At 64.2% G+C, this 24,644-nt stretch carries 20 protein-coding genes and 1 pseudogene; 17 read left to right on the top strand and 4 right to left on the bottom strand.

Annotated elements, in window-relative coordinates; translation table 11 throughout:
• Positions 1–116: 116 nt before the first annotated feature.
• The 7 genes from C6571_RS04470 to C6571_RS04440 all read left to right on the top strand — a co-directional run bounded on the left by C6571_RS04470 (position 117) and on the right by C6571_RS04440 (position 7,801).
• Positions 117–1,097, top strand: coding sequence for an ABC transporter permease (locus C6571_RS04470; protein WP_106445629.1), 981 nt, complete (start codon positions 117–119; stop codon positions 1,095–1,097).
• Positions 1,097–2,317: a M20 aminoacylase family protein gene (locus C6571_RS04465; protein ID WP_106445628.1), complete on the top strand. Its 1,221-nt coding sequence runs from the start codon at positions 1,097–1,099 to the stop codon at positions 2,315–2,317. The genes C6571_RS04470 and C6571_RS04465 overlap by 1 nt, the downstream gene beginning before the upstream one ends.
• 42 nt (positions 2,318–2,359) lie before the next feature.
• Positions 2,360–3,940 (top strand): ABC transporter substrate-binding protein, encoded by a 1,581-nt coding sequence (locus C6571_RS04460; protein ID WP_106445627.1) that lies wholly within the window; start codon positions 2,360–2,362, stop codon positions 3,938–3,940.
• 52 nt (positions 3,941–3,992) lie between these two features.
• Positions 3,993–4,904 carry an ABC transporter permease gene (locus tag C6571_RS04455; RefSeq protein WP_106448037.1) on the top strand — a complete coding sequence of 304 codons (912 nt, stop codon included), beginning with the start codon at positions 3,993–3,995 and terminating at the stop codon, positions 4,902–4,904.
• A 243-nt stretch (positions 4,905–5,147) separates the two neighbouring features.
• Positions 5,148–6,116, top strand: coding sequence for an ABC transporter ATP-binding protein (locus C6571_RS04450; RefSeq protein WP_106445626.1), 969 nt, complete (start codon positions 5,148–5,150; stop codon positions 6,114–6,116).
• Positions 6,113–7,120 (top strand): ABC transporter ATP-binding protein, encoded by a 1,008-nt coding sequence (locus C6571_RS04445; protein WP_106445625.1) that lies wholly within the window; start codon positions 6,113–6,115, stop codon positions 7,118–7,120. Before C6571_RS04450 ends, C6571_RS04445 begins: the two co-directional genes overlap by 4 nt.
• A gap of 177 nt (positions 7,121–7,297) precedes the next feature.
• Positions 7,298–7,801: a YbhB/YbcL family Raf kinase inhibitor-like protein gene (locus C6571_RS04440; protein WP_106445624.1), complete on the top strand. Its 504-nt coding sequence runs from the start codon at positions 7,298–7,300 to the stop codon at positions 7,799–7,801.
• Between the two features lie 136 nt (positions 7,802–7,937).
• On the opposite strand, the gene C6571_RS04435 is transcribed toward C6571_RS04440, so the two are convergent.
• Positions 7,938–8,783, bottom strand: coding sequence for a MurR/RpiR family transcriptional regulator (locus C6571_RS04435; protein WP_106445623.1), 846 nt, complete (start codon positions 8,781–8,783; stop codon positions 7,938–7,940).
• A gap of 132 nt (positions 8,784–8,915) precedes the next feature.
• Here C6571_RS04435 and tal point away from each other — a divergent pair, with 132 nt between their 5' ends.
• Positions 8,916–9,863 carry a transaldolase gene (gene tal / locus C6571_RS04430; RefSeq protein ID WP_106445622.1) on the top strand — a complete coding sequence of 316 codons (948 nt, stop codon included), beginning with the start codon at positions 8,916–8,918 and terminating at the stop codon, positions 9,861–9,863.
• 28 nt (positions 9,864–9,891) lie between these two features.
• Here the strand turns inward: tal and C6571_RS04425 are convergent.
• Together C6571_RS04425 and C6571_RS04420 are read right to left on the bottom strand one after the other, a co-directional pair.
• Positions 9,892–11,282: pseudogene (locus C6571_RS04425) on the bottom strand (sensor histidine kinase).
• A gap of 76 nt (positions 11,283–11,358) precedes the next feature.
• A complete protein-coding gene (locus C6571_RS04420; RefSeq protein WP_106448036.1) occupies positions 11,359–12,075 on the bottom strand; it encodes a response regulator transcription factor in 717 nt (238 codons plus the stop codon).
• A 149-nt stretch (positions 12,076–12,224) separates the two neighbouring features.
• Between C6571_RS04420 and C6571_RS04415 the strand changes: the two genes are divergently transcribed.
• From C6571_RS04415 to C6571_RS04390, 6 genes are all read left to right on the top strand, one after another.
• The gene (locus C6571_RS04415; protein WP_106445621.1) at positions 12,225–13,475 is read left to right on the top strand and encodes an ABC transporter substrate-binding protein; all 1,251 of its coding nucleotides are present in this window, start codon (positions 12,225–12,227) and stop codon (positions 13,473–13,475) included.
• Between the two features lie 167 nt (positions 13,476–13,642).
• Positions 13,643–14,680, top strand: a complete 1,038-nt coding sequence (locus C6571_RS04410) for a carbohydrate porin (RefSeq protein ID WP_245901399.1) — start codon at positions 13,643–13,645, stop codon at positions 14,678–14,680.
• Between the two features lie 102 nt (positions 14,681–14,782).
• On the top strand, positions 14,783–15,661 hold the full coding sequence (locus C6571_RS04405) for a carbohydrate ABC transporter permease (protein WP_106445620.1): 879 nt from the start codon (positions 14,783–14,785) through the stop codon (positions 15,659–15,661).
• Complete coding sequence (locus tag C6571_RS04400; RefSeq protein ID WP_106445619.1) at positions 15,651–16,520, top strand: carbohydrate ABC transporter permease; 870 nt, start codon at positions 15,651–15,653, stop codon at positions 16,518–16,520. Before C6571_RS04405 ends, C6571_RS04400 begins: the two co-directional genes overlap by 11 nt.
• Positions 16,521–16,704: 184 nt before the next feature.
• Positions 16,705–17,766: an ABC transporter ATP-binding protein gene (locus tag C6571_RS04395; protein ID WP_106445618.1), complete on the top strand. Its 1,062-nt coding sequence runs from the start codon at positions 16,705–16,707 to the stop codon at positions 17,764–17,766.
• Between the two features lie 143 nt (positions 17,767–17,909).
• Entirely contained in the window at positions 17,910–18,890 is a 981-nt protein-coding gene (locus C6571_RS04390; protein WP_106445617.1) for a glucokinase, read from the top strand.
• Between the two features lie 27 nt (positions 18,891–18,917).
• Here C6571_RS04390 and zwf read toward each other — a convergent pair whose 3' ends face one another.
• Positions 18,918–20,372 (bottom strand): glucose-6-phosphate dehydrogenase, encoded by a 1,455-nt coding sequence (zwf, locus tag C6571_RS04385; protein WP_106445616.1) that lies wholly within the window; start codon positions 20,370–20,372, stop codon positions 18,918–18,920.
• A 147-nt stretch (positions 20,373–20,519) separates the two neighbouring features.
• Here zwf and pgi point away from each other — a divergent pair, with 147 nt between their 5' ends.
• The 3 genes from pgi to eda all read left to right on the top strand — a co-directional run bounded on the left by pgi (position 20,520) and on the right by eda (position 24,611).
• The gene (gene pgi, locus C6571_RS04380; protein WP_106445615.1) at positions 20,520–22,076 is read left to right on the top strand and encodes a glucose-6-phosphate isomerase; all 1,557 of its coding nucleotides are present in this window, start codon (positions 20,520–20,522) and stop codon (positions 22,074–22,076) included.
• Between the two features lie 136 nt (positions 22,077–22,212).
• On the top strand, positions 22,213–23,982 hold the full coding sequence (gene edd / locus C6571_RS04375) for a phosphogluconate dehydratase (RefSeq protein WP_106445614.1): 1,770 nt from the start codon (positions 22,213–22,215) through the stop codon (positions 23,980–23,982).
• Complete coding sequence (eda, locus tag C6571_RS04370; protein ID WP_106445613.1) at positions 23,973–24,611, top strand: bifunctional 4-hydroxy-2-oxoglutarate aldolase/2-dehydro-3-deoxy-phosphogluconate aldolase; 639 nt, start codon at positions 23,973–23,975, stop codon at positions 24,609–24,611. The genes edd and eda overlap by 10 nt, the downstream gene beginning before the upstream one ends.
• Positions 24,612–24,644 lie beyond the last annotated feature (33 nt).

The raw sequence follows: 24,644 nt of genomic DNA, 5'->3' as shown, positions 1-24,644 counted from the left end.
AAACACCGCTATCCTTGCACCATCATGATGCAGATCATTACTTCTAGGCGAGCCGAGCACCTCATGGGCGCGTGCCACTGCAGGTTTACCGCTTGATGGCCAGGAGCTGACGCCCGATGTTCGCCTTTGTGATCCGTCGCTTGATGCAGGCCATCCTCGTCCTGGTGGTGGTGGCATTCATATCTTTTTTGCTGTTCCAGTACGTAGGCGACCCAGTGGTGTTTCTGCTCGGGCAGGATGCGCGTCCGGACCAGATTCGGGAACTTCGCTCTGCTCTGGGGTTGGACCAGCCTTTTTTTGTGCAGTTCTGGCATTTTTTAGTCAATGCTGCGCAAGGTGAATTCGGTTTGAGTTTGCGCCAGGGAGCCAAGGTCTCACGCCTGATTGCCGAGCGCTTTCCTGCCACCCTGGAACTGTCCTTGGTAGCGGCCGTTCTGGCTCTGGTGGTGGGCGTGCCTATGGGCGTATATGCGGCGCTGCGGCGCGGCAGTTTTCTCAGCCAGCTGTTCATGGGCTTGTCGCTGCTGGGGGTGTCGCTTCCCACCTTTCTCATCGGCATTTTGCTGATCTTGGTGTTTTCGGTGCTGCTGGGCTGGTTTCCCAGTTTTGGTCGCGGTGACGTAGTGCAACTGGGCTGGTGGAGCAGCGGTTTGCTGACGCGCGATGGCTGGCACCACATCGTCCTGCCCGCCATCACACTGGCCATTTTTCAGCTCACGCTCATCATGCGGCTGGTGCGGGCCGAAATGCTCGAAGTGCTGCGCACCGACTACATCAAGTTTGCACGGGCGCGGGGGCTGTCCGATCGCGCGATCCATTTTGGCCATGCGCTCAAGAACACGCTGGTGCCGGTGATGACCATCACCGGTTTGCAGTTGGGTGGCCTCATTGCTTTTGCCATCATTACCGAAACTGTTTTTCAGTGGCCGGGCATGGGCCTGCTGTTCATTCAAGCGGTCACGTTTGCCGATATCCCGGTCATGGCTGCCTATCTGTGCCTGATTTCGTTGATTTTCGTAGTGATCAACCTGGTCGTTGATCTGCTGTATTTTGTTGTCGATCCCCGCCTGCGTGTGGGGAGCCTGGGAGAGCGTTGATGTTGTCTTCCCACCGTCTCAAGGCCGGCGGCCGTGCTTTTGCACAGATTGCACAGTTTCACCCCGAGCTGACCGCGCTGCGCCGTGATCTGCATGCGCATCCCGAGCTGGGATTTGAAGAGGTCTATACCGGTTCGCGCGTCAAGGAAGCGCTCAAGGTCTGCGGGGTGGACGAGATCCACGATGGCATTGGCCGCACCGGCATCGTCGCCGTCGTGCGCGGGCGCAGCACGGCCAGCGGCGCCATGGTCGGCTTGCGCGCCGACATGGACGCCCTCCCGATGGCTGAGCACAACGACTTTGCCTGGAAGTCGTGCAAACAAGGTTTGATGCACGGCTGTGGGCACGACGGACACACGGCCATGCTGGTGGGCGCCGCTCGCTACCTGGCCGCGACGCGCGATTTCGATGGCACGGCCGTGCTCATCTTCCAACCGGGCGAGGAGGGGTTTGCTGGCGCCCGCGTGATGATGGAGGACGGCTTGTTTGATCGCTTTCCTGTCCAGTCGGTGTATGCCATGCACAACTGGCCGGCCATGAAGCCCGGCACGGTGGGGCTGAACGACGGCGCGATGATGGCAGCAGCGGACCGCATCACCATCCACATTACCGGGCGCGGCGGCCATGGCGCGCATCCATACCAGACAGTGGATGTGGTGCTGGTGGCGGCGCATCTGATAACGGCGGTGCAAAGCATTGTCGCGCGCAACGTGCGGCCAATCGACAGTGCGGTGGTCAGTCTTTGTGCAATCCAGGCGGGCGATCTGGGGGCCTTCAGCGTGCTGCCGGGAACGGCCACGCTGGTGGGAACCGTGCGTACCTTTGACCACGAGGTCCAGGCGTTGGTGGAGCGCCGCCTGCACGAGGTCTGCAGCGCTGTCGGCCTGGCCTTCGGTGCCACGGTGGCGCTCGACTACCAGCGTATTTACCCCGCCACCATCAACACCGAAGCCGAAGCCCGATTTGCCGGTGATGTGGCTGAGGCACTCGTCGGGCATGAAAACCTGGTCCGAGACATGGAACCCAGCATGGGCGCAGAAGATTTTTCCTTCATGCTGCAGACCAAGCCTGGCGCCTATTTGCGCATTGGCCAAGGTATGGGCGCGAGCGGTGTGGCACTGCACAACAGCCGCTACGACTTCAACGACGATATCCTGTCACTGGGCGCGGCCTTGCACGCCAGCCTCATTGAGCGCGCCATGCCGTTGCCAGTGGCCTGATGGCGCACGCAAACGGCCTTTCTTTCACTCCTGGAGACCTGCATGAAAAATACGAGACAACTGGTTGCCACCGCTTTGTTCGCCGCCCTGTCGGCTGCAACCTTGGTGGGCCAGGCGCAAACCATACGCATCGCCAACCAGGGAGACGCCCTCTCCATGGACCCGCACTCGCTCAACGAATCGTTGCAGCTGAGCGTGACCAGCAATGTCTATGAACCGCTGGTAGGGCGCAACAAGGACTTGAGCCTGGCGCCGGCCCTGGCTACGGCCTGGAAGCAGACATCACCGTTGGTGTGGCGCTTCGAACTGCGCAAGGGCGTCAAATTTCATGACGGCACGCCGTTTACGGCCGATGACGTGCTGTTCAGCTTCGCTCGCACCCAGGTCGATGGCTCCGACATGAAGAGTTACACCAACGACTTCAAAGAGGTGCGAAAGATCGACGACCACACGGTGGAGATCGAAACCAAGACCGCATTTCCCATCCTTCCCGATGTGATCTCTCAAGTCTTCATCATGAGCAAGAAGTGGAGTGAGGACAACAAGGCGACGGGGCCCGTGGACAGGCGCAAAGGCATTGAAAACGCGGCTTCCTTCCGTGCCAACGGCACAGGTCCCTTCCGCCTGCGCGAGCGCCAACCGGGCGTGCGCACGGTGTTTTCGCGCAACGGCACCTACTGGGGCCAGATAGAAGGCAACGCGCAGGAAATCATCTTTACCCCCATCGGGAACGACGCGACCCGCGTCGCGGCTCTGCTTTCGGGCGAAGTCGACGTGATGGAGCCCATTCCCGTGCAAGACATCGAGCGCGTGAACAACAACCCCGGCACCCGTGCCATCACCGGCCCCGAGCTGCGCACCATCTTCCTGGGCATGGACCAAAAGCGGGACGAGCTGCTGTACTCCAGCGTCAAGGGCAAGAATCCGTTCAAGGACAAACGCGTGCGCCAGGCCTTCTACCAGGCGATTGATATCGACGGTATCAAAAAGACGGTCATGCGCGGCGCATCGAACCCCTCGGCGCTGATGGTGGGGCCTGGCATCAACGGCTTTCAGCCCGATGCCAAGCGCCTGCCCTACGACCCAGCAGCAGCGAAGAAGCTCATCACAGAGGCCGGCTATCCCGACGGCTTCGAAGTCACGATGAACTGCCCCAACGACCGCTATGTGAATGACAGCCGCATCTGCCAGGCAGTGGCTGCGAACCTCGCGCGCATCAATGTCAAGATCAAGCTGCTGGCCGAAACCAAAGGCACCTATTTCCCCAAGGTACTGCGGCGAGATACCAGCTTCTACATGCTGGGTTGGACGCCCGCCACCTATGACGCGCACAACGCACTCAATGCCTTGATGGCCTGCGTGGACGACAAGGGTGCCGGCCAGTTCAACCTGGGTGCCTACTGCAATCCCAAGGTGGACGAGCTGACAAAAATGATCCAGGCCGAAACCGACAAGACCAAGCGCAACGCCATGATCAAGGAGGCTTTTGATCTGCATTCGGCCGACATTGGTCACCTGCCTCTGCACCAGCAGGCGCTGGCCTGGGGCGTGAGCAAAAAGGTCAAACTGGTGCAGTTGGCCGACAACTACATGCCCTTCAAATGGATGAGCATCGACAAGTGATGCAATCTTGCAGCGGCGCCCTGGCCGCCCTGACTGTGCGCCCGGCGCGGCCATGACGGCAGCGTTGCGGCGCTGGTTCGACAGCGATCTGATTCACAGCCTGCGCAGTTCACCCGTCGCCATGGTGGCGGCGGTGATTGCGCTGGTCTGTGTGTTTGCGGCCTTGTTTGCGGGCTGGGTCTCGCCGCACGATCCTTTCGACCTGGCCACGCTCGAACTGAGCGATGCGCGCCTGCCGCCCGCGTGGAGTGAGCTGGGTTCGAGCAAATACCTTTTGGGAACCGACGACCAGGGGCGTGACATTCTCTCCGCCGTCATCTACGGCGCACGCATTTCGCTTATCGTCGGCCTCGCCTCGGTGGTGCTCTCGGTACTGGTGGGCGTCGTGCTGGGCCTGGTTGCGGGCTACCTGGGTGGCTGGGTGGACGGCGTGCTGATGCGGATGTGCGACGTGATGCTCTCGTTTCCAGCCATTCTGGTGGCTTTGCTGATCGCCGGTGTGGGGCGCGCCCTGTTTCCCGATGCGCACGAATCGGTGGCCTTCGGAGTGCTGATCTTGTCGATTTCCCTGACCGGCTGGGTGCAGTACGCGCGCACGGTGCGCGGCTCTACGCTGGTGGAACGCAGCAAGGAATACGTGCAGGCCGCACGCGTCACGGGCGTGCCGCCGCTGCGCATCATGCGCCGGCATGTGCTGCCCAATGTGATGGGACCCGTCATGGTGCTGGCCACTATCCAGGTGGCGACCGCGATCATCACCGAGGCCACGCTATCGTTTCTGGGCGTGGGTGCGCCCGTGACCTCGCCGTCGCTGGGCACATTGATCCGTGTTGGCAACGACTATATTTTTTCCGGCGAATGGTGGATTACTGTCTTCCCTGGCGTGATGCTCGTGCTCATTGCGCTGTCCGTGAACCTGCTGGGCGACTGGCTGCGCGATGCGCTGAACCCGAGACTTCAATGAAACTCCTCCCTGTGTCGCTTCGCGCCTCGGTGCAGCCGTCAGAGGCGGCAGCCCTTCGGGGATGTCCAAGCCTGCGCAGGCAGGCTTGGAGCCGCACCCCTCAGCCCCCTCTCTCGAATCGCTTTGCGATTCGGAAAGGGGGACGCAGCCCGTGCGGCGGGGCGGCCCTTGCACGGCTGCCGCTGGTTTGGACCGCCCGGAGCTTTGCGCGGCATGTGTTCTTTGACGCAATGGACTCGTCGCGTGCCGCTGCTTGAAGTCAAAGACCTGGTGGTCGAATTTCCAAACCGGCGCGGTACGCTGCGTGCGCTGGACGGCGTGTCGTTTGCTATCGAGCCGGGAGAAATTTTGGGCGTGGTGGGCGAATCGGGCGCGGGCAAGTCGCTGACGGGCGCTGCCATCATTGGGTTGCTGGAGCCGCCGGGCCGCATTGCCTCGGGCGAGATCTGGCTCGAAGGTCGGCGCATCGACAACCTGGGCGCCAAGGAGATGCGCCAGGTGCGTGGCCGCCATGTGGGCGCCATCTTTCAGGATCCGCTCACCTCGCTCAACCCGCTCTACACCGTAGGGCGGCAGCTGACCGAGACCATTCTGACGCACCTGCCCATGAGCCGTGCCGCTGCCCGCCAGCGTGCCATCGAACTGCTGGCCGACACGGGTATTCCGGCGCCCGAGCAGCGCGTTGACCATTACCCGCACCAGTTTTCTGGCGGCATGCGCCAGCGCGTGGTGATTGCCCTGGCCTTGGCGGCCGAGCCGCGTCTTATCGTGGCCGACGAGCCCACCACGGCGCTCGACGTGTCGATCCAGGCGCAGATCATTCAGTTGCTCAAGAGCATCTGCGCCTCGCGCGGCGCCGCCGTCATGCTGATTACGCACGACATGGGCGTGATTGCCGAGACCTGCGACCGCGTGGCGGTGCTCTACGCCGGGCGGGTGGCCGAAATCGGCCCGGTGCACGAGCTGATCAACCACCCGGCGCACCCCTACACCGCAGGCCTGATGGCCGCCATTCCCGACATGAGCGAGGAGCGCGAGCGCCTGCACCAGATCGACGGTGCCATGCCGCGCCTGAACGCCATTCCACCCGGCTGCGCCTACCACCCGCGCTGCCCGCAGGCCTTTGCCCGCTGCCATACCGAGCGCCCGGAGCTGCTTGACGCCGGGGTCACCCAGGCGGCCTGCTGGCTGCATGCCAAGGAGGGCGCATGAGTTTGGTGTCCAACCCTGCACTGGTGCAGGCCAGCGATCTGGCCAAGACCTTCGACGTCTCCCCGCCCTGGCTCAACCGCGTGATTGAACGCCAGCCGCGCACGCTGCTGCACGCCGTCGATGGGGTCAGTTTCGAGATCGAGCGCGGCAAGACTCTGGCGTTGGTGGGCGAATCGGGTTGTGGCAAAAGCACCGTGGCGCGCCTGCTGGTGGGCCTGTACCACCCGACACGCGGGGATTTTCGGTTTGACGGACAGGACGCACACGCCGGCTTTGCGGGTGCGCAATCGCAGGCGCTGCGCCGCCGCATCCAGATGATCTTTCAGGACCCGTACGCCAGCCTCAATCCGCGCTGGCAGGTGGAAGACATCGTCGGCGAGCCGCTGCGCGAGCACGGCATGGCGAGCGGCAAACCCGAATTGCGCGAGCGTGTCGGGGCACTGCTGGAATCCGTAGGCCTGTCGCCGCTCGACATGGCCAAGTTCCCGCACCAGTTTTCGGGCGGCCAGCGCCAGCGTGTGTCCATTGCCCGCGCCCTGGCCACCGAGCCTGAGTTTCTGGTCTGCGACGAGCCAACGTCCGCGCTGGACGTGTCGGTGCAGGCGCAGGTCCTCAACATCATGAAGGACCTGCAGCAGCGCCGTGGCCTGACTTATTTGTTCATCAGCCACAACCTGGCCGTGGTGCGGCATGTGAGCGACGAGGTGGGCGTGATGTACCTGGGACGCCTGGTGGAACTGGCAGACAAGCGCAGCCTGTTTGCCACGCCGCGCCACCCCTACACACGCATGCTGCTCGACGCCATCCCCAAGATGCACGACACCGGCAGCGCGCGCACGCCAGTGCAGGGCGAAGTGCCCAACCCGCTTGCGCCGCCGCCGGGCTGCGCCTTCAACCCGCGCTGCCCGCACGCCAACGATCGCTGCCGCACCGAGCGGCCGGCGCTGCTGAGCATCGGCGGCATCCGCATCGCCTGCCATGCCGTGGAAGAGGGGCGGATCTGAGCGTGTGCCGGGGCGCGATTTGCTCCTGAATAGATAGCTTGTGGCGCTTACCTGAAAAACGCTAGAGGCCATTTTTACCCATATTGGTGAGCTTGACGCAGGGCTTTGTGCAGGACACGAACGCACCCGTCTGCTACAACACGCTGTAGCCGTTTTCACCTGAACAGGAGACAGGACATGAGCAACTTCACCCTCAGCAGCCCAGACATCCCCGCCGGCGGCAGCGTGCCCGCGCATTTTGAGTTTGACGGCTTCGGCTGCTCAGGCCGCAACGAATCGCCGTCCCTGCACTGGAGTGGCGCGCCCGAAGGCACGAAAAGCTTTGCGCTCACGGTCTATGACCCGGACGCCCCCAGCGGCTCGGGCTGGTGGCACTGGTTTGTCGTCGACATTCCGGCGGACACTGCCGCCCTGGCCCCGAATGCGGGCGCCAAAGGCGGGGGGAGCCTGCCGCAGGGCGCGCGGCAGATCCGCAACGACTACGGCGCCTTTGCCTGGGGCGGTCTGTGCCCGCCGCCCGGCGACAAGCCGCACCGCTACGTCTTCACCGTGCATGCGCTCGGCGTCGACAGGCTCGACATTCCCGACGATGCCTCGGCCGCGCTGGCAGGCTTCATGGTGAACGCCAACACCCTGGCCAAGGCGAGTTTTACCTCCACCTACGGGCGCGCGGCGCAATAGTTCTTCGGCCTTTGGGGGCCTGAATCCGAAGCCTTGCATTCGGACCACGGCGGGGTATCGCGGGCGTGAATGCTATGCTAGTTATAGCTGTTAGCGCCCGTGGATAGTGCGCTAGAGCGCTAAAAAACTCGAAATTTCACGTATACCGCTTGGCCCGCAGGTTGTCCTTCATCTGCTGCAGTACCGGTTGCAGCGAGCTGCCAATGCGCAGCGCCACGCTGGTGGCCAGCACGTCGATGATGAGCAGATGCAGCAGGCGCGAGACCATGGGGCTGTAGCGGTCGTAGCCCTCGGGGTGGTCGGCGGCCAGGTGGATCTGGCACGACCCCGCAAGGGGCGAGCCGCTGGAGGTGATGGCAATGGTGGTGGCGCCATTGCGCCGGGCGATGTCGGCAGCGTCCATCAGGTCGCGCGTGCGGCCCGAGTTGGAGATGGTCACCAGGCAATCACCCTTGCCCAGCAGTGTCGCGCTCATCACCTGAATGTGCCCGTCGCTGGTGGCCAGTGAGGTCACGCCCAGGCGGAAGAACTTGTGCTGCGCGTCTTGCGCCACGATGCCCGAGTTGCCGGCGCCGTGAAACTCGATGCGCCCGCGCTGGCGCCAGGTTTCGGCCAGTGCCGCAGCGGCGCGGTCCAGCGCGCTGGTGCTCGCCGCGTTGCGGTACTGCAGGAAGGCGGCTACGGCGTTGTCCACCACCTTCACCAGCACGTCGCCCGTCTTGTCGTCCAGGTCGACGCTGCGGTGGATGAAGGGCACGCCCTCGCTCACGCTGCCGGCGAGCTTGAGTTTGAAGTCGGCCAGCCCGTCGTAGCCCATGCTGCGGCAAAACCGCACAACGGTGGGCTTGCTGACCTGGGAGCGTTCGGCCAGTTCGCGCACCGGCAGCCGGGCAAAGGCGCGGGGATCGGCGAGTACCAGCTTGCCCACGCGCTGCTCGGCCGGAGCCAGAGAAGACAGGGATGCGGTGATGCGGTCGAGCATGGGTGGGTGATGGAATCGAAAGAGCGGCGCGCAAGGCCTCGCTGGCGCAATGTAACCGGATTTCACTCCCAGAACGCAGCGCATACACTTGGCAGCAAAGTCATTTCACCGCTTTGCTTGCCAGGATTCCGCATGAACCAGCTCGACGCCCTCAAACAATTCACCACCGTTGTCGCCGACACCGGCGACTTCAAGCAACTGGCCCAGTTCCAGCCACAGGACGCCACCACCAATCCTTCGCTCATTCTCAAGGCGGTGCAAAAACCCGAATACGCGCCTTTGCTGAAGGACACTGTTGCTGCATGGCGAGGCCGTGCCCTGGACGAGGTGATGGACCGCCTGCTGGTGCGTTTTGGCTGCGAGATTCTGGGCACCATTCCCGGCCGCGTGTCCACCGAGGTCGATGCACGCCTGTCGTTCGACACCAGCGCCACCGTATCGCGCGCCGAGCGCATCATCGAGCTATACCAGGCCGAGGGCCTGCACATCGACCGCGTGCTGATCAAGGTTGCAGCCACCTGGGAAGGCATTGAGGCCGCGCGCAGGCTCGAAGCGCGCGGCATCCATACCAACCTGACGCTGTTGTTCTCCATGGCCCAGGCCATCGCCTGCGGCCAGGCCAAGGTGCAGCTCATCTCGCCGTTTGTCGGCCGCATTTACGACTGGCACAAGAAGCATGCCGGCGCGGCGTGGGACGAAGCGGCGCGCGCTGGGGCGAACGACCCCGGCGTGCAGTCGGTCACACAGATCTACAACTACTACAAGCATTTCGGCATTGCCACCGAAGTCATGGGCGCGAGCTTTCGCAACGTCGGGCAGATCACTGCGCTGGCGGGCTGCGATCTGCTCACCATTGCACCGGACCTGCTGGCCCAGCTCGCGCAGACCGAGGCGCCTCTAGTGCGCGCGCTGGATGCAAATGCGGCCCGCAAGATGGAAATTGCAGCTGTGCAGTACGACGAGGCGGGGTTTCGCTACGCCCTGAACGAAGACGCCATGGCCACCGAGAAGCTGGCCGAAGGCATTCGTGCTTTCGCTGTGGATGCCATCCAACTGGAAAAGCTGATCCTGGCGGCGTGAGAGCTTCGCCCGCAGGGCGAATGCTGGTTCAGGTCAGGGGCAGTTTCAGCCCTGCCCGCAAGCCGTGTGGACGCACGGGCTCTGCCACGGCGCGGCCCCCATGGCGCAGGGCGATTTCTTCGACGATGGACAAGCCCAGGCCGCAGCCACCGGCCTGATCGGAGCCGCGCCAAAAGCGCGAGAACAGGTCGGCGAAGTGCTGCTGCGCCACCCCCGGTCCGTCGTCTTCCACCACCAGCTCGGCCCAGCCATTGGGGCCGGCCGATACGTGCACCGTGACGGTGGCGCCCGGACCTGCGTAGTGCAGCGCGTTGTCTATCAGGTTGTTGAGGGCTTCCCGCAGCAGCAGCGGCTGGCCCTGCACGATGCGTTGCTCGTCGCCTTCATAGCCCAGATCGGTGCCTAGTGCCAGCGCGCGGCCCGCCCAGTCGCGGGCTACTTCCCGGGCCAACGCGGCGAGGTCGAGTGGCTGCATCTCCACGCTGGCCTCCGAGCGCGCGAGCTGCAGCAACTGGTGCACCAGATGGGCGCTGCGCCGGGCGGCCGAGAGAACTTTCTCCAGACGCTCGCGCACCGCCGGCTCCTGGCTTTCGTGCAGCGCCAGCTCGGTCTGCGCAATCAAGCCGGCGAGCGGCGTGCGCAACTGGTGTGCTGCGTCATTCAGAAAGCGCTTTTCCTTTTGCTGGCCGCTTGCCACAGCTTCGAGCAAGCCGTTGATGGTGCGGGCCAGCGAATGCACCTCCTGCGGCGCTGAGGTGAGTTCGATCGGCAGCAGCGGGTCGGCGCCGCCGTGCGGCCGGGCACCCGCTTGCTCGATCTGCGCTTCAAGCCGCTTGAGCGGCTGCAGGCCGCGCAGCACCCCGGCGTACACCAGTGCGCTGAGCGCAAGGCCCATCAAACCCATGGGGAGCAGCATTTTCGCCAGCAGCTCCTGTGCGATGCGCTGGCGCACGGCCAGGCTTTGGGCCACCTGCACGCGCAGGGTCTGGCGCGCCTGGGGCGTGCCATAGTCCACGTCCAGCAGGGCGACGCGCACCGTCTTCCCCTCCAGCCGTGCCTGGTACAGCAGCGGCTCGCCCACCCGCACGCTGACCGGCGGCGGGGGCGGCAACTGGGCATTGCCCAGCAGGAATTTGCCGGGGGGGACGACACCATGTAGGTGATGCGGTCGGCCGGATCCTGCTCCAGCAAGTCTTGCGCCGCCTTGGGAAAATCGACCAGCAGACCGTCGCCAATCGGCTTGATCTGCCGTGCCAGCCCGCGCACCGACTGCGTCAACGTCTGGTCAATGCCTTTTTCGCCGTTTTGCAGCGCCAGCCGCCAGGCGAAAAATCCGCCCGACAGCCACAACACCAGCTGCGGCAACAGCAGCCACAGCAGCAGTTTGCGCTTGAGCGAGACGCGCGAGACGGGTTGCATGGGGTCTAGGCCGACCGGACCTTGTGGGTCTTTGCGAGAGCGACCAAAACGCGGTGCGCCGAAGTCATTGTCGGCATCAAGGTTTGGCCAGCATGTATCCGAGACCGCGAATATTGCGAATCGCCAGGCTGGAGGGGTCGAGCTTCTTGCGCAGGCGGTGCACGTACACCTCCAGCGCGTTCGAGTTGAGCGTGGCGGCCGCCTGCCCAGGCTCGGGTGGGCTGGCGCGCCATGCGGCCAGCACGTCCTCGCGCGTGACCACTTCGCCGCAGCGCTGGACCAGCAATTCCAGCAATTCCCACTCGCGCTGCGTCAATTCGAGGGCTACGCCGCCCAGCGCGGCCGTCTGGCTGGCCGGGTCGAGCTGCAGCGGCCCCAGGCTGATGCTTTGGCCTCCCGGTGCGCTGGCGGCATGGGTGAAAGCCGGTTGGCGCGCGCGCCGCAGCATCGCTTGCAACCGAGCCTGTAGCTCCTGCATGTTGAAGGGCTTGGTGATGTAGTCGTCGGCACCGGCATTGAGCCCGCGTACGCGTTCGTCCACGCCGTCGCGTGCGGTCAGGATGAGAACCGGCAAGCCCGCAATGTGGCTGCGCACCCAGACCAGCAGATCCATGCCGTCGGCCCCCGGCAGACCGAGGTCGAGAATGATCCCGTCCACCGCCTGCGCCTGCAGCAGCGCCGAGGCCTCCGGCACGCTGGATGCGGTGCAGACGCCGTAGCCCTGTTGTTGGAGCTGTCCGGTCAAGGCGTCAAGCAGCAGGGCGTCGTCTTCGACGATGAGAATCGTGAACATGGAATTGAGCATAGCTCCGAAATTTGCCCGACGGTACTCTCAGGGAAAGTACCAGGACAACAATTAATTATTGTAATTAAAGTACGAGCTGCGCTGACAGCGAGGGCGCCGGCTCACCAGGAAACCACAACATTCAGGAGACAACGGGTATGGGGAACATCACAAAGATCGCGGCAGCGACGATAGGCTTGGCGGCCGCCTTGTCCGCCAGCGCCGGCGAAGTAGAGGTCTTGCATTATTGGACTTCCGGCGGCGAGGCCAAGTCGGCGGCCGAACTGAAGAAGATCATGCAGGCCAAAGGCCATACCTGGCGCGATTTTGCCGTCGCTGGGGGCGGTGGCGACAGCGCCATGACGGTCCTCAAGAGCCGCGTGATCTCGGGCAATCCGCCGTCTGCCGCCCAGGTCAAGGGGCCCGCCATTCAGGAGTGGGCCGCCGAAGGCGTGCTGGCCAACATGAATGGCCTCGCCAAGGCCGAAAAGTGGGACGACGCGTTGCCCAAGGTGGTGGCCAACGTCATGAAATACCAAGGCAACTATGTGGCGGCCCCCGTCAACGTGCACCGCGTCAACTGGCTGTGGGGCAGTGCGGACGCGCTCAAGAAGGCGGGCGTGAGCGCCATGCCCACCACCTGGGACGCGTTTTTTGCTGCGGCCGACAAGCTCAAGGCGGCTGGCCTGATTCCGGTGGCCCATGGCGGGCAGAACTGGCAGGACTTCACCACCTTTGAGTCGGTGGTGCTCGGGGTGGGTGGGCCCAAGTTTTACCAGGACGCCCTGGTCAAACTCGACCCCAAGGCTCTGGGCAGTGACACCATGAAGCAATCGCTGGAAACCTTTCGCCGCATCAAGTCGTACACCGATCCGGCGGCTCCGGGGCGCGACTGGAACCTGGCCACCGCCATGCTGATCCAGGGCAAGGCGGGCTTTCAGCTCATGGGCGACTGGGCCAAGGGTGAATTTCTGGCAGCAGGCAAGGTGCCCGGCAAAGATTTTCTGTGCGCTGCAGCGCCGGGCACGGCCAACGCATTCACCTTCAACGTCGACTCGTTCATTTTCTTCAAGTTGAAAGACCCGGCGGCGCAGAAAGCACAGAGCGACCTGGCGAGCGCGCTCATGAGCAGCGGATTTCAAGAGGTGTTCAACCTCAACAAGGGATCTATTCCTGTGCGCACCGGGCAGAACATGGACAAGTTTGACGACTGCGCCAAGCTCTCCAGCAAGGACTTCACGGAAACCGCCAAGAACGGTGGTCTGGTCCCCAGCGTAGCCCACGGGATGGCCATTGCCCCCGCTACGGAGGGCGCCATCAAGGATGTCGTCAGCCAGTTCTGGAACGACGACAAGGTCAGTGTCGCCGACGCCATGAAGCAGATCGCGACCGCCGCGAAAACCCAATAAAACAGCACTGAGGGATTCATCATGATGAAAAGAAGCCGCCTTACGGCGGTGGCTTTGGCCGCCGCATGCGCGAATGGCGCAATGGCAATGGACGTTGCAGGCTTTGAATTCAACGGCTACTCCCGCGGGGGCCGGTATTCAACCACTCCGACGGCATCAAAGGGGGTTTGGCCCTGGGGGGTGACCTGCAGAAGTTCCGCCTGGGCAACGAGGGCGACAACGGTATTGAAATCAACCTGGCGCGCAGCTTTGAAACCAACGGCGTGAAGTGGAAGGTCGACTACATGCCGGCCAAATGGAACAGCGGCAAGATCGGCACCGAGCAGGCCTACGTGGAGATGAGCGGCTTCTCGTTTCTGCCGGAGGCCAAGTTCTGGGCCGGCCAGCGGCGCCTGCGCATTCAGGATGTGCACATTGTCGATAACTTCCTGATGAACTACGGGGACTACCAGGGCGCTGGCGTGACCGATATCCCGGTGGGCGGCATGAAGCTCGGCCTTGGAGTGTTCACGGGCGACAAGTTCGATAACAGCCTGCCGGACAACGTCAAGGCGCACCGCATCAATGCCGATCTTTCCGACATCCACACCAACCCGGGCGGCAAGCTGCGCGTTCTGTTGACGGCGGTGGGCGGCAGCGGCCAGGTACACGGGGATTCGGGTTCGGGCATTTCGGTCTCGCACAACCAAGCCGATTTTCTGGTCAAAGGCATGAGCAATGCGCTGTTCCTGCAGGCTTCGCGCGGGCATGCCCGCATCGACGGTGAATTTGAGTCGATTGACGGGCTGTCCGCCGGCAAGCGTGCGACGCGCATCGCCGATTCGATCACCTGGCAAAGCGGGCCTTTTGGTGGCCAGGCGCTGATCGCCTACCAGACCCAACGCTCCGATCTGGGGGGGCCAACCACCAAGGACTTCTCCTTGGGTGCGCGCGGCTCCTATGCCTTTACCAAGCACTTCAAGGGGTTGGCTGAGGTGTCCACCACCACGCGCAAGGGCGCAGGCCCGGACCAGCGGCTCAGCAAGCTCACGCTCGCCGGCGCGCTGGCCCTGTCGGAAGACTTCTGGTCCCGCCCCGAGTTGCGCCTGTATGTGACCAAGGCGAACTGGAACCAGGCAGCCGCTGTGGCGAATGCGGGCAGCTTTGGAATCAATGGGAAGACTTCGCGCACGTTGGTGGGCGTGCAGTACGAAGTCTGGTGGTAAGAGAAGCTTGCGAGTTCGAGTTGGCTTTGTTCTTTGGGGGACACGCAGTGGGTGTCCCCCCTTTTTTTCCTTGCAGGTGTATGCAAAAAAATTTCTGCGGCCATGAAGAATTCGTTTGAAACCTGGCTGCCCAAGCTCGTCGTCACGCCTGCGTTTGTCTTGGGGTTAGCGTTCATTTACGGCCTCATGCTCTGGAATGGTGTGCTGAGCCTGTCGACCTCGCGCATGCTGCCCAACTACGAGTGGGCGGGGCTCGCCCAGTATCAGAGGCTCTGGGAGATGGACCGCTGGTGGGTGGCGCTCAAGAACCTCGGCATCTTTGGTGCGGGATACGTCGGCGGGTCACTGGTGATCGGTGTCGTGCTTGCGGTGCTGCTGGACCAGAAGATCCGCGCTGAAGGCGCTTTGCGGACCATCTATCTGTACCCCATGGCGCTGTCCTTCATCGTCACGGGGACGGCCTGGAAATGGCTGCTCAACCCAGGTCTGGGCATCGAAAAGATGGTGCGTGACTGGGGCTTTGCGGGTTTCAGTTTTGACTGGCTGGTGGATACCGACAAGGCGATCTACTGCGTGGTGATTGCCGGCATCTGGCAGAGCGCCGGCTTTGCCATGGCACTCTTTCTCGCGGGGCTGCGCGGTATCGACGACAGCATCATCAAGGCGGCGCAGGTCGATGGCGCATCGCTGCCGCGCATCTACTGGCGCATCGTGCTGCCGGCTTTGCGGCCGGTGTTTTTCTCCACCCTCATGGTCTTGTCGCACCTGGCGATCAAGAGCTTTGACCTGGTGATGGCGCTGACCGCCGGTGGCCCCGGCTACGCCACCGATGTGCCGGCCACCTTCATGTACACCATGTCGTTCTCGCGCGGGCAGATCGGCCTGGGCGCGGCCAGCGCCACCATGATGCTGGCCACCGTGGCGGCCTTGGTCATCCCCTACCTCTACAGCGAACTGCGGAGCAAGCCCCATGACCGCTAAACCCCATTTCTTGCCGTCGGCAGGCCGATTTCTGGTCTATGCCGTTCTGGTGCTGGCCTCGGTGTTTTTCCTGCTGCCGCTCTACGCCATGCTGGTCACCTCATTCAAGGACGCGCAGGAAATCCGCTCCAGCGCGCTGCTGGCGCTGCCGCACGCGCTGAACACAGCGGCCTGGAGCACGGCGTGGTCCAGCGCCTGCACGGGGGTGGATTGCCAGGGCCTGCGTCCCTTCTTCTGGAATTCGGTCTGGATGGTGCTGCCCGCAGTGGCGATCTCCACCGTCTGGGGCGCGCTCAACGGCTATGTGCTCAGTCTGTGGAAGTTTCGCGGCAGCGACGCGCTGTTTGGCCTGCTGCTCTTTGGCGTGTTCATGCCTTACCAGGTGGTATTGCTGCCCATGAGCCAGGTGCTGGGCTGGCTGGGTCTGTCGAGCTCGATTGCCGGGCTGGTGCTGGTGCACTGCCTGGCGGGCCTGGCCGGCACCACGCTGTTCTTTCGCAACTACTACGCGGCGATCCCCAACGAGTTGGTGAATGCGGCGCGCATGGACGGCGCGGGCTTCTGGCAGATCTTCTGGCGCATCGTGCTGCCGCTTTCCACGCCCATCATCATGGTGGCGCTGATCTGGCAGTTCACCAACATCTGGAACGATTTTCTGTTTGGCGTGGTGTTTTCGGGGACCGAATCCAAGCCGATCACCGTCGGGCTGAACAACCTGGCCAACACGTCCAGCAGTGTGAAGGCCTACAACGTCGACATGGCGGCCGCCATCATCGCCGGCCTGCCCACCATGGTGATCTATGTGCTGGCAGGGCAGTTTTTTGTGCGCGGCCTGACGGCCGGCGCAGTGAAGGGATAGGAGCCTGTCATGCACTTTTACGTCCCCGCGTTGGAGTCCAACCCTTCGGGAAAGCTGGGGAAAGGCCCGGCCACGTTGTTGCAGAACGCTTGCGGAATCCATACCGCGGCGCGTCCTGCGCCTAGTTGCCGGGCCTTTCCCCGGCTTTCGTGGGCACGTAAGCGTGCATAACAGGCTCCCCATCATGGCGTCTTCATTAGAGATTTGTGGCATCAACAAGCGCTTTGGCAAGGGCGACAAAAGCGTGGAAGTGCTGCAGAAAATCGATATCCACGTCGAACCGGGCGAGTTCCTGATCCTTGTCGGCCCCTCGGGCTGCGGCAAATCGACGCTGCTCGGCATCATTGCCGGGCTCGCCGAGCCGACCGAGGGCGAAATCCGCATCGCGGGCAAGAACGTGGTCGGCATGGCGCCGCGCGACCGCGACATCGCCATGGTGTTCCAGAGCTACGCGCTCTACCCCACACTGTCGGTGGCCGACAACATCGGCTTTGCGCTGGAGATGCGCAAGATGCCCAAGGCCGAGCGCAAGAAGCGCATCGATGAAGTGGCTGCCATGCTGCAGATCGGCCACCTGCTGGACCGCCGCCCCAGCCAGCTCTCGGGCGGGCAGCGCCAGCGCGTCGCCATGGGGCGGGCGCTGGCGCGCCAGCCGCAACTCTTTTTGTTTGACGAACCGTTGTCCAACCTGGACGCCAAGCTGCGGGTCGAGATGCGCGCCGAAATCAAGCGCTTGCACCAGGCGAGCGGCATCACCAGCGTGTACGTCACGCACGATCAGGTCGAAGCCATGACGCTGGGCTCGCGCATCGCGGTGATGAAAGGTGGCGTCGTGCAGCAGCTGGGCACGCCGGACGACATCTACAACCGTCCCGCCAATACCTATGTCGCCACGTTCATCGGCTCGCCCACCATGAACCTGCTGCGCGGTGCGCAGATGGACGGGCAGTTCGGCGTTCCGGGGGCGCTGCTGGACCTGAGCGCGCCGCAGGGCGGCGGCGAATGGCTGCTGGGCGTGCGGCCTGAGCACCTGGAGCTGCAGGACGGCGCTGCGTGGCGCGGAGAGGTGAGCGTGGTGGAACCCACGGGGCCGGACACCTACGTGATGGTGGATACCTCGGCCGGCAGCGTCACGCTGCGCACCGATGCACAGACGCGGGTGCAGCCCGGTGACCGGGTTGGACTGAGCGTGGCGCCGGCCCATGCGCACTGGTTTGACCTGCGAACTGAAAGCCGCGCCGCCTGACACGGTTTCGCAGACCCGCGCACTGGCGGTGCGTTGAAATTTCAGGTAAAAACAGGCTCCAGCGCTTATTCCACAAGCGCTAAAAGCTACATATTTAATAGCTAACGGTCCTGGCCGGTGCTGGGGCACGCGCTTCGCTTCTTATGCACCCTTCGCGACTTCTTGCCGATATTGGCGGTACCAATATCCGCCTGGCCTGGCAGGCCACGCCCCACGGTCCGCTCAACGACATCCGGGTACAGCCCTGTGACGACTATCCAAGCCTGACGGCGGCCGTGACCGCCTACCTGGCGCAGGTGCGGGTGCCCGAGCCGCGCGAGGCGGCGTTTGGCATTGCCAACCCGGTGGTGGGCGACGAAGTGCGCATGACCAACCACTCCTGGAGCTTTTCACAGCGCGCCGTGCAGGAGGCCCTGGGCTTGCAACGCTTGATCGTCATCAACGACTTCACCGCGCTGGCGCTGGCGCTGCCTCAGCTCAAGCCAGAGCTGCTGCGCCAGGTGGGCGGCAGCCAGGCGGTGCCCGGCGCGGCCATTGCGCTGCTGGGGCCAGGCACCGGCCTGGGGGTGTCGGGCCTGGTGTTTCCGTATGGCGCCGGGCAGGGCGTTCCGCTGGCGGGCGAGGGCGGCCACGTGTCGCTCGCGGCCGAAACGGCGCAGGAGTTCGATGTGGTGTCCCTGCTGAAAGAGCGCTACGGCCACGTGTCGGCCGAACGTGCCCTCTCGGGCGCGGGCCTGGTGGATCTGTACCACGCCTTGCGCAAACTGGGGCAGCAGGCCGGCAAAGAAGTGACCGAGCCCGCACAAGTCACAGCGCTCGCCCTGGAGCAGCACGAGCCCTTGGCGCTAGAGGCACTGGACATGTTCTGCGGCTTTTTGGGTAGCGTGGCGGGCAATCTGGCGCTCACCCTGGGGGCCAAGGGCGGCGTGTACCTGGGCGGGGGCATCGTGCCGCGCCTGGGCCCGTGGTTTGACCAATCGTCCTTCCGCAAGCGCTTTGAAGCCAAGGGGCGCTTCAAGGACTATCTGGCCAGCATTCCGTGCTGGGTCATTGACCCCGACGGCGCGCCGGCCCTGTATGGCACCGCGCGGGCCTTGGACATGGCGGACGCCGACAGCCCATAGGTCTGCGGGCGCCTGCCGCGTCTGCCACTACATCTCCTCGCTCCAGCAATGGCCGTCGCGCGCAATCATGGCGCTGGCGGCGCTCGGCCCCCGGCCGCCGGCCGCGTACGAGCGCGGGCCCGCCGGGTCGTTTCGCCAGTGCTGCAAGATGGGCTCGACCCAGCGCCAGGCTTCTTCCTGTTCGTCACTGCGCACAAACAGGTTCAGGCGCCCGGCAATCACGTCGAGCAGCAGGCGCTCGTAGGCGCCCACGCGCTCGGCACCGAAGCGCTGGTCAAAGTCGAGGTTCAGATGCACCGGCGCCAGCGTGGGCTCGGCCTGGTCTTGCGCGGCGCTTTGGGCCAGCAGGTGCAGCTCCAGGCCATCCCGTGGCTGCAGGTTGATCACCAGGCGGTTGGCTGCGCCCAGCGGTGTCTTGAAAATGGGGTGCGGCACCGGGCGAAAGTTGATGGCAATGTGCGCGTCGCGCCCCGCCAGCCGTTTGCCGGTGCGAATGTAGAAAGGCACGCCCGCCCAGCGCCAGTTCGAGATCTCGGTGCGCAGCGCCACAAAGGTCTCTGTGGTGCTGGTGGCTGCCACGCCTTTTTCCTGCAAGTAGCCGGGCACGGGTTGGCCCAGCGCCGTGCCGCTGGCGTAGCGCCCGCGCACCACGTGCTGCGCCAGCGACTCGGGTGTCCACGGCTTGAGCGATTGCAGCACCTTGAGCTTTTCGTCGCGGATGGCGCCCGCGCTGGAGTTGATCGGCGGCTCCATGCCGATGGCGCAAAGCAGCTGCAAGGCGTGGTTCTGCACCATGTCGCGCAGCGCGCCGGTCTGGTCGTAGAAGGCACCGCGCGTCTCGACGCCCAGGTCTTCGGCAATCGTGATCTGGATGTTGGAAATGGTGTCCCGCCGCCACAAGGGCTCGAACAAGGTGTTGCCAAAGCGCAGCGCAAACAGGTTCTGCACCGAAGGCTTGCCCAGGTAGTGGTCGATGCGAAAAATCTGGTCTTCGCTCAGCACGCCGGCCAGCGTGGCGTTGATCGCACGGTTCGATTGCAGGTCGTGTCCCAGGGGCTTTTCCAGCACCATGCGCGTCTTGGGGCCGTTCAGCCCCACCGCGCCGATATGCTCGGCCACCGAGGTGAACAGTCCAGGGGCCGTCGCCAGGTACATGACCACGCAATCGGCCTCACGCTCGCGCAGCAGCGCTGCCAGGCGTTCGTAGTCGGCGGGTTGCGACAGATCCATGCGCAGGTAGTGCAGCATGGCGCCAAACTGGGTAAATTCCTCGGCGTTCGGCCGCTTGGCCACTTCGACGCGTTCGGCCCGTTCGGCCATCAACTGGCGGTATTGGGCGTCGCTCAGATCGTCGCGGGCCACGCCGATGATGCGGCCGCCCGCCGGCAACGTGCCGTGGCGAAAAGCCTGGAACAGCGCCGGCATCAGCTTGCGCCAGGCCAGATCACCGGTTCCGCCAAACAGCACCAGATCGAAACTCATGGACACTTCCTTAGGAATGGGACGAAAAATTGTAATCGCGTTACATGAAAAAACTGAAGAAAATTTTGCTATCTGTAATTACATAGTGTAATTAAGTTACATTTTTTGACCCAGAGCTAGTCCCTCTCCCGATCCAAGGATTCCCCGATGCAACGTTGCGATCAAACCGCCGAATGGCCCCTTCTGCAAGCCCATTTCGAAGCACAGGGGCGCGCGCTGGACCTGCGCGTGGCCTTTGCGCGCGACTCCCAGCGCTTTGCGTACTTCAGCCAGCAGGCCCCCGAGGTGTTTGCCGATCTGTCCAAGAACCTCTGGACGCGCGAGACAGAAGTGCTGTTGCAGCAGTTGGCCAGGGCCTGCGGCGTCACCGGGCAGCGCGACGCCATGCTGCGCGGCGACCCGATCAACACCACCGAGCAGCGCGCCGTGCTGCACACCCTGCTGCGCCGGCCGGTGGGCCTGGCCTTGCCGGGCGATCGGCCGGAAATTTCCGGGCTGCTGGCCGAGGTGCATGCGGTGCAGACAGCCATGCTGGACTTTGCCGAACAGGTGCGCGCTGACGACTGCATTACCGATATCGTCAACATTGGCATTGGTGGCTCGGACCTGGGGCCGGCCATGGCCGTGCGCGCGCTGGAGGCGTACCGCGCGCCGGGCAAGCGCCTGCATTTCGTCTCCAACGTCGACGGCCATGAGCTGCAGACCGCGCTGCAAGGTTTGCGGGCCGAGAGCACCGTGTTTCTGGTGGCGTCCAAAACCTTCACCACCGCCGAGACCATGGCCAACGCACATTCGGCGATGGCCTGGTTTGCGCAGCAGGGCGGGCAGGACGTGGCGCGCCATTTCATCGGCCTCACGACCAACATCGAAGCCGCGCGGGCGCTGGGCATCCACACCTGCTTTGGTTTCTGGGACTGGGTGGGCGGGCGCTACTCGATCTGGTCGGCCATTGGGCTGGCGCTTGCCATCGCCATCGGCAAAGCCCGCTTTGGCGAGTTTCTGGCCGGCGCCCATGCCATGGACGAGCATTTTCGCACCGCGCCGCCACAAGCCAATCTGCCGCTGCGCATGGGGCTGCTGGACGTTTGGTACCGCAACTTCCATGGTTTTAGCAGCCGCTGCATAGCGCCCTACCACGCAGCCCTGGGCCGCTTGCCGGCCTATCTGCAGCAGCTTGAAATGGAAAGCAACGGCAAGCGCGTGGACCGCAGCGGCGCACGGCTGGCCGTGAACAGCGCCCCCGTGCTCTGGGGCGAGCCCGGCACCAATGGCCAGCATGCGTTCTTTCAGATGCTGCACCAGGGCACGGAAGTGCTGCCGCTGGAGATTCTTGCTGTGCGCCAGGCCGACCACCCCTGGCCCGGACACCAGGAAAAGCTCCTGGCGAACGCGCTGGCCCAGGCCCAGGCATTGATGCTGGGCCGCGCCAACGCGAACCGCCACCGCGAGTTTCCAGGCAGCCGGCCCAGCAGCTTTTTGTTGCTCGATGCCCTGATGCCCCGCAGCCTCGGTGCGCTGCTGGCGCTGCAGGAGCACCGGGTGTTTGTCAGTGGCAGTCTGTGGGGCATCAACAGCTTTGACCAATGGGGCGTGGAACTCGGCAAGCTGCTGGCCAACGATCTGGAGCAGCGGCTGCGCAGCGAAGATGTGCAGGGGCTGGACGGCTCCACCGCCGGGCTGCTGAAGCGCTTGCGCGCTGAGTAGATATGTAATTTGGTTACTTATTCGTATTTCAATAACAAGGTAGAACTAGATTTCGATTGACGCAGAAGCCAATTTTTCTTGAAGAAAAATGGTTATTTGGTTACATTACTTGTTCTTTTTCAGATCGGAGCCTGCCATGCATCCCGTCGTCGCGCGAGTCACCCAGCGCATCGTTGATCGCAGTTGCGAGAGCCGCGCCGCCTACCTCGCCCATGTCGAGACCATGATCGCCCGCCGACCGCCGCAGGACCGCATGGGCTGCGCCAACCTCGCCCACGCCTACGCCGCGTTGCCGGGGGCCGACAAGCTCAAAGTGACAGTGGAAAAGGCGCCCAACATCGGCATCGTTACTGCCTACAACGACATGCTCTCGGCCCACCAGCCCTATCAGGGCTTCCCGGACGTACTTCGCGATGAGGCCAGGCGCCTGGGCGCCACGGTGCAGGTGGCGGGCGGCGTGCCAGCCATGTGCGACGGCATTACCCAGGGCACGGCCGGCATGGAGCTCTCCCTGTTCTCGCGCGATGCCATCGCCCTGTCCACGGCCATCGCCTTGTCGCACGACGTGTTTGATGGCGCCTTGCTGCTGGGCATTTGCGACAAGATCGTGCCGGGCCTGCTCATCGGCGCGCTGCACTACGGCCACTTGCCTTGTGTTTTCGTGCCCGCCGGCCCCATGGGTACGGGCATTTCCAACAAAACCAAATCCAAGGTGCGGGAGGACTATGCCCAGGGCAAAGTGGGCCGATCGGAGCTGCTGGTGTCTGAGCAGGCTGCGTACCACAGCCCAGGCACCTGCACCTTCTATGGCACGGCCAACAGCAACCAGATGCTGCTCGAAGCCATGGGCCTGCACGTACCGAACGCCGCCTTTGCCCACCCAGCCAGCCCCGAGCGCGAGCAGTTCACACGCGATGCCCTTGCCACGGTGCTGAACATTGGCAATCGCGGCGCACGCTTCACGCCCATTGGCTACCTGGTGGACGAGCGCTGCATCGTCAATGCCATGGTGGCTTTGCTGGCGACGGGGGGCTCGACCAACCACCTCATCCACTGGGTGGCGGTGGCGCGCAGCGCGGGCATTTTCATTGACTGGACCGACTTTGACGATTTGTCGTCGGTCGTCCCCTTGCTGGCCCGGGTCTATCCGAACGGCGACGCTGACGTGAACCAGTTCCAGGCGGCCGGTGGCCCGCCCTGGATCTTGCGCGAGCTGCTGGACGCGGGCCTGATGCACGAGGGTGTGCTCAGCGTGAACGCCGGTGGCATCCGCGCTGGCGCGGCGGCTGCCCCAGCTGGTTCGGGCGACGAAGGCGTAGTGCGCACGGCGGCAGCGCCGTTCTCGCCCACGGGCGGGCTGCGCCTGCTGCAGGGGCGCCTGGGCCGCGCCGTCATCAAGGTGTCTGCCGTGCCGGAGGACCGGCATGTGATCGAGGCGCCGGCGCGCGTTTTTGACTCGCAGGAAGCCTTGCTCGCGGCCTTCAATGCGGGTGAACTGACGCAAGACATGGTGGCGGTGGTGCGCTTCCAGGGCCCGCGCGCCAACGGCATGCCCGAGCTGCACAAGCTCACGCCGCCGCTGGCCGTGCTGCAAAACCAGGGCTTGCGCGTGGCGCTGGTCACGGACGGACGCATGAGCGGCGCCTCGGGCAAGGTGCCCGCCGCGATCCACGTTACGCCCGAAGCGCTGGGTGGCGGTCCGCTGGCGCGGGTGCGCGATGGCGACGTCCTTCGCGTGGATGCCGATGCCGGAACGCTCGACGTGATCGTGGGCGCAGAAGAATGGGATGCCCGCGCACCCGCGCAACCGAGCGCCCCGCCGGCACATACGTTTGGGCGCGATCTTTTTCACAACTTCCGGCAAAACGCTGCCGGTGCAGAACAGGGAGCCTGCACATGGCTTTGACCACCCGCGACTTGCCCGGCTGGGGCCCCGTCATTCCCGTGATCGTGATTGAGCGCGAAGCCGACGCGCTGCCGCTGGCCCGCGCGCTGCTGGCCGGCGGTGTGCGGGTGCTGGAAATCACCATGCGCACGCCGGCTGCCTTGCCTGCCATCGAAGCCATTGCCAAAGCCTTGCCCGAGGCCATCGTCGGCGCCGGCACGGTATTGAATGCCGACGATGCGCGCCGCGCCCAAGCAGCAGGCGCGGTGTTTGCCGTGAGCCCCGGCTACACGCATGCCGTGGGCACAGCCTGCCGGGCGCTCGGCCTGCCGCTGCTGCCCGGCGTGGCAACGTCGGGCGAGATCATGGCGGCGCTGCAGGACGGCTACGACTTTCTCAAGCTCTTCCCGGCGCAGGCCGTGGGCGGGCTCGGCCTGCTCAAAGCCTGGGCCAGCCCGTTCGGTGCAGTGTCGTTCTGCCCAACCGGCGGCATCACGGCGCAGTCGGCGGCGGACTACCTAGCGCTGCCCAATGTGCGCTGCGTCGGCGGCTCGTGGCTGACGCCGCCCGATGCCGTGCGCGCCGCCGACTGGGCGCGTATCAGCGCACTGGCGCAGGCGACGCACGCGCTGAAAAATCAAGTGAAATAAGGCTCCAGCGCTTATCTGATAAGCGTTGTTAGC

Source organism: Simplicispira suum, from assembly GCF_003008595.1.
GTDB classification, from domain to species: domain Bacteria; phylum Pseudomonadota; class Gammaproteobacteria; order Burkholderiales; family Burkholderiaceae_C; genus Simplicispira; species Simplicispira suum.
Note: the sequence above shows the minus strand (reverse complement) of the source record. Positions and strands in the feature narration are given on the sequence as shown.

Bases quoted from the DNA above. Each gene is read 5' to 3' on its own strand.
- C6571_RS04470 (WP_106445629.1), top strand. From the start codon at position 117: ATGTTCGCCTTTGTGATCCGTCGCTTGATGCAGGCCATCCTCGTCCTG.
- C6571_RS04465 (WP_106445628.1), top strand. From the start codon at position 1,097: ATGTTGTCTTCCCACCGTCTCAAGGCCGGCGGCCGTGCTTTTGCACAG.
- C6571_RS04460 (WP_106445627.1), top strand. From the start codon at position 2,360: ATGAAAAATACGAGACAACTGGTTGCCACCGCTTTGTTCGCCGCCCTG.
- C6571_RS04455 (WP_106448037.1), top strand. From the start codon at position 3,993: ATGACGGCAGCGTTGCGGCGCTGGTTCGACAGCGATCTGATTCACAGC.
- C6571_RS04445 (WP_106445625.1), top strand. From the start codon at position 6,113: ATGAGTTTGGTGTCCAACCCTGCACTGGTGCAGGCCAGCGATCTGGCC.
- C6571_RS04440 (WP_106445624.1), top strand. From the start codon at position 7,298: ATGAGCAACTTCACCCTCAGCAGCCCAGACATCCCCGCCGGCGGCAGC.
- C6571_RS04435 (WP_106445623.1), bottom strand. From the start codon at position 8,783: ATGCTCGACCGCATCACCGCATCCCTGTCTTCTCTGGCTCCGGCCGAG.
- tal (WP_106445622.1), top strand. From the start codon at position 8,916: ATGAACCAGCTCGACGCCCTCAAACAATTCACCACCGTTGTCGCCGAC.
- C6571_RS04420 (WP_106448036.1), bottom strand. From the start codon at position 12,075: ATGTTCACGATTCTCATCGTCGAAGACGACGCCCTGCTGCTTGACGCC.
- C6571_RS04415 (WP_106445621.1), top strand. From the start codon at position 12,225: ATGGGGAACATCACAAAGATCGCGGCAGCGACGATAGGCTTGGCGGCC.
- C6571_RS04405 (WP_106445620.1), top strand. From the start codon at position 14,783: ATGAAGAATTCGTTTGAAACCTGGCTGCCCAAGCTCGTCGTCACGCCT.
- C6571_RS04400 (WP_106445619.1), top strand. From the start codon at position 15,651: ATGACCGCTAAACCCCATTTCTTGCCGTCGGCAGGCCGATTTCTGGTC.
- C6571_RS04395 (WP_106445618.1), top strand. From the start codon at position 16,705: ATGGCGTCTTCATTAGAGATTTGTGGCATCAACAAGCGCTTTGGCAAG.
- C6571_RS04390 (WP_106445617.1), top strand. From the start codon at position 17,910: ATGCACCCTTCGCGACTTCTTGCCGATATTGGCGGTACCAATATCCGC.
- zwf (WP_106445616.1), bottom strand. From the start codon at position 20,372: ATGAGTTTCGATCTGGTGCTGTTTGGCGGAACCGGTGATCTGGCCTGG.
- pgi (WP_106445615.1), top strand. From the start codon at position 20,520: ATGCAACGTTGCGATCAAACCGCCGAATGGCCCCTTCTGCAAGCCCAT.
- edd (WP_106445614.1), top strand. From the start codon at position 22,213: ATGCATCCCGTCGTCGCGCGAGTCACCCAGCGCATCGTTGATCGCAGT.
- eda (WP_106445613.1), top strand. From the start codon at position 23,973: ATGGCTTTGACCACCCGCGACTTGCCCGGCTGGGGCCCCGTCATTCCC.